This is a genomic window from Nocardiopsis protaetiae (assembly GCF_045446735.1).
GTDB lineage: Bacteria > Actinomycetota > Actinomycetes > Streptosporangiales > Streptosporangiaceae > Nocardiopsis > Nocardiopsis protaetiae.
Genome location: NZ_JBJJBV010000403.1, coordinates 1 through 4,424 on the forward strand (window position 1 = coordinate 1; position 4,424 = coordinate 4,424).

The 4,424-nt window shown below is 74.6% G+C and carries 3 protein-coding genes; all 3 read right to left on the reverse strand.

From position 1 onward, the window contains the following. Positions 1-50: 50 nt before the first annotated feature. A complete protein-coding gene (locus ACJOT3_RS32815; protein WP_406977020.1) occupies positions 51-1,181 on the reverse strand; it encodes a quinone-dependent dihydroorotate dehydrogenase in 1,131 nt (376 codons plus the stop codon). A gap of 8 nt (positions 1,182-1,189) precedes the next feature. After that, positions 1,190-2,116, reverse strand: a complete 927-nt coding sequence (locus ACJOT3_RS32820; protein WP_406977021.1) for a proteasome assembly chaperone family protein — start codon at positions 2,114-2,116, stop codon at positions 1,190-1,192. Between the two features lie 138 nt (positions 2,117-2,254). After that, a complete protein-coding gene (locus tag ACJOT3_RS32825; protein ID WP_406977022.1) occupies positions 2,255-3,994 on the reverse strand; it encodes an ABC-ATPase domain-containing protein in 1,740 nt (579 codons plus the stop codon). Positions 3,995-4,424: the final 430 nt, after the last annotated feature.

The window sequence follows — 4,424 nt, forward strand, 5'->3', positions numbered from 1 at the left end:
GGTCCCGGGGCGGGCCGTCGGTGGTGCGGGCGGTGCCGGGCGGGCGGCGGTCAGGCGGTGGTGGGCTCGGTGGCCGGGGCGGTGGCCGGGACCTCGGTGCCGACGGCGTCGGCGACGGAGGTGTACCCGGCGGCGCGGACCAGGCGGGCCAGGCCGCGGTGGATGCGGCGGGGCCACAGCGGGCCGCCGTAGATCATGCCGGTGTAGCCCTGGACGAGGGTCGCGCCGGCGCGGATGCGGGCCCAGGCGTCCTCGGGGGTGTCGATGCCGCCCACCGCGACCAGGGTGACCCGGTCGCCGACCCGGGCGCGCAGGCGGCGCAGCACCTCCAGGGAGCGGGCCGCCAGGGGCGCGCCGGACAGGCCGCCGCCCCCGGCCGCCTCGACCTCCTCGGGCGAGGAGGCCAGGCCCTCGCGGGAGATGGTGGTGTTGGTGGCGATGACGCCGTCCAGGCCCAGCTCCAGGGCCAGGTCGGCGACCGCGTCGACGTCCTCGTCGGCCAGGTCCGGGGCGATCTTGACCAGCAGCGGCAGCTCCGGGCGCCCGGCCTCGGCCAGCGCCCCGCGCACGGCGGACAGGATCGGCCGCAGCCGCTCCACGCTCTGGAGGTCGCGCAGGCCCGGGGTGTTGGGAGAGCTGACGTTGACCACCATGTAGTCGGCGTAGGGGGCCAGCCGGCGGGCGCTGAGCGCGTAGTCGCCCTCGGCCTCCTCCTCCGGGGTGACCTTGGTCTTGCCGATGTTGATCCCCAGGATCGGACCGGGCTCGCCCCGCCGGTGGTGCAGGCGCTCGGCGACCAGCGCCGACCCCTCGTTGTTGAAGCCCATCCGGTTGACGATCGCCCGGTCCCCGACCAGGCGGGCCAGGCGCGGGCGCGGGTTGCCCGACTGCGGCTGCGCGGTGACCGTGCCGATCTCGACGAACCCGAAGCCGAGCGCCCCCAGGGCCCGCGGACCCTCGGCGTTCTTGTCGAACCCGGCGGCCAGGCCCAGCGGGCCCGGGAACTCGCGGCCGAACGCGTGCACGGTCAGCTCGGGCTCGCGCGGGCCCAGCAGCCGCTCGGCCGTCGCGGCCGCACCGGGCACGGCGGCGGCGCAGCGCAGGGCTTCGAAGCTCACCTTGTGGATCGTCTCGGCGTCCAGGTGGCGCAGGACCGAGCTGAAGAGGATCTGGTAGAACACGACTTTATTTAACCGTTTCCGTCGCTCTCGCGCTCGGCGAGAAAGCGTTCGAGTTCCGCGCCGAGCTCGTCGGCGGTGGGCAGACCGGCCTCATCGTCGGCCAGCGGGAGCACCCGGCGGTCCTCCGGGTCGGTCCGCGAGGACATGATGTCGTCGTACTGGCGCTCCAGGTTGACGACGATGCGCTGGACCTCCTCCGAGGCGCTCACCTGCTCGGCGATCTCCACGTCCGTGGCCTGGGCGACCTCCTCCAGGCCCGCGGCGGGCAGGGCCAGGCCGGTGGCGTCGGCGAGGTACTTCAGGGCGGCCAGCGCCGCGCGCGGGTAGGTGGACTGGGCCAGGTAGCTGGGCACGTGGACGGCGTAGCCGAGGAAGTCGTGCCCGGCCTCGCCCAGCCGGAACTCCAGCAGCGACACCGCGCTGCCGGGCACCTCGACCCGGCCGATCCAGGGGGTGTGCCCCTCGACCAGTTCGGGGCGGGTGGAGTGCGGGGTGACCGTGGCCGGCCGGGTGTGCGGCACCGCCATGGGGATGCCGTGGACGCTCAGGGACAGCGACACCGAGAAGCGCTCCACCAGGCCGACGACGGCGGCGGTGAAGGCCTCCCACTCGCGGTCCGGCTCCGGGCCGTGCAGGACCAGGAACGGGCTGCCCTCGGCGTCGTGCATGCGGTACAGGGCCAGCTTGGGCGCCCGGTACTCCGTCCAGGTGTTCTCGACGAAGGTCATGGGCGGGCGCCGGGCGCGGTAGTCGACGAGGCGGTCGGCGTCGAAGACCGCGATCTCCTCGGCCTCGAAACGGTCGAACAGCTCCTCGACCACCTGCTTGCCCGCGTTGCCTGCGTCGACGAAGCCGTCCAGGGCGACCAGCATCGCCAGGCCGGCGACATCGTCGAAGCCGGGTCGGAGTTCGTACAGATCTGCTGGGTTGCGCACCGGGGTCTCGTCTCCAGAAAGCTCGGGGTTTGCGGGGGCCGCGTGGCAGTCCAACACCGACCGGCGCCGCCGTGTTCCCGCTCGGCTCTGGGACCGTTCACCCCGATCTCCCACAATACCGACCCGTATTCGCCGCCTTCACGGCCGCTGCCGCAGGACCCGCAGGGAGCGCAGCCGGTTGAGGACCGCGGCGACCTCCTGGCGTCTGGGCAGCGCGTAGTCGCCGCCGAAGTCCGCGCCCAGCCGGGTCACCCCGTGTTCGGCCAGCTCGGCCTCCAGGGCGTCCAGGGCCTCGGCGAGGGTGCGGTCTCCCAGGTCCAGGGCGCGCAGGGCCAGCCCGGCGCCGATGATCTGCCCCGGGTCGACGAACTGTTCGACCGATCTCACGTCGACGTCGTCGTCGCCGAACACCAGCACGTCCATGTCGCGGCGCTTGATCCGGGACCGGCCGCGCGCGTCGGCGGGGTCGACCGACCGCGGGTCGACTAGGCGGGCCCTGGGTGTGGTGAACACCGCGTCCGTGCGCTCCCGGGCCAGCGCCCGGGCGCGTTCGCTCACGTCGTGCGGGTGGTAGGCGTCCATCATGACCACGTGGTCGGCGACGTCGAAGTAGTCGCCGCTGCCGCCCATGACCAGCACCGTGGAGACGCCGTGGTCGCGGTACAGCGGCCGCACCAGGTCGACGAACGGGATGAGGGGCTCGCGGTCGCCGTGCACCAGGGCCTGCATGCGCTCGTCGCGGATCATCAGGTTGGTGGCGGTGGAGTCCTCGTCCACCAGCAGGGTGCGCGATCCGGCCTCCAGGGCCTCGCAGATGTTGGCGGCCTGCGAGGTGGAGCCGGAGGCGTTGTCGGTGCGGAAGTCCGCGGTGTCGGCGCCGGTGGGCAGGTTGCGCACGAACGAGCCCACGTCGACCCGCTCCACCCGGCGGCCCTCCTCGGCGCGGATCTTGACCGCGTCGGCGCGGGTGGCCACCAGCTCGCGGCCGTCGCCCGGGACGTGGTCGTAGACACCGCGTTCCAGGGCGTGCAGCAGGGTGGACTTGCCGTGGAAGCCGCCGCCCACGATGAGGACGACGCCCTCGGGGACGCCCATGCCGGTGACCGTCCCCCGGTGCGGCAGGTCCACGGCCACGCGCAGGCTCTCGGGCGAGGAGAACGGCACCGCGCCCTCGGTCAGGGGCTCGTCGCTGACGCCGCTGCGCCGCGGCAGGATCGCGCCGTCGGCGACGAACGCGACCAGTCCCCGCTCCGCCAGCCGCGAGCGCAGCGCGACCGTGTCGGCCACGCTGTCGGCGAAGGTCCGCGCGGCGTCCCGGTCGACGGCCTCCCAGTACAGGTCGTCGACCAGTCCGGGCAGGGTGTCGCACAGCTCCCGCTCGGCGGCCCGGCCGTCGATGCGGCGCCCGCGCCCGGGCAGGTCGATGCCGATGCGCAGCTCCAGGCCGCCGCCCTCGGTGACCCGGCAGGAGGAGCGCTCCAGGACCTCCTGCCCGCCGGTGTCGATGCGCAGCAGCGAGCGCCGCAGCAGCCGACCGGCCCGCCGCCCCAGGAAGTCGGCGGTGGCCCGGCGGCGCACGGGGTCGGCCCAGGCGTCCTTGGGGATGCCCGCGTCGGGGAACGCGACCAGGATCCGCGAGGGCGGCGCGAACGGGTCGGCCTGCACCCGCTGGACGGTCAGCGTGAAGTCGCCGAAGTCCCAGTCCCCCTTGAGGGACTTGTAGCGGCCGTAGGAGTCGCCGTCCATCCGCAGCAGCTCCTGCGAGAGCCGCTCCTCGTCGCGCACCCCCTTGATGGGCTCGGGCTCGGACCGACGCCCCCCGGCCCCGCCGCCCCGGCCCCCGTGGCCGCCGCGCCCGCCCCCGTACCGTCCCGCCATCGTTCCCCCTGTACCGCCGGTCTCCACCTTCCCCGCCAGGTTAGGGCGTCCCGCCCGAGCCTGCCGGAGCCCTGTGGACAACTCCCCCTGGGTGTCGGCCGGGCCGTCGGCAGGGTGTCCGCGCAAGGACCCCGACGTGAAAGGGCCGGGCCCGGTGCGACTTCCGGGTCCGGCCCTTCGGGGTGGGACACGGCCCGCGGAGCCGAGGGGGCACACCGGGGCCGGGCGGACACCTCCCCGGGAGGGGTGGGGAGGTGCCACACGTTCTTTTCTACCGGAACTCGATCTGCCGCGCGGGGGAAACCTCGATTCCGTCGGCCCGCAGTTCCCGTTCGACGGCGGCGGCCCGCTCGGCCGCGCCCGCCCCCTCGCCCGGGAAGGTGCCGTGGGCGCCCTGGGCGAGCACCACCCGGTAGCCCTCGCCCAGGGC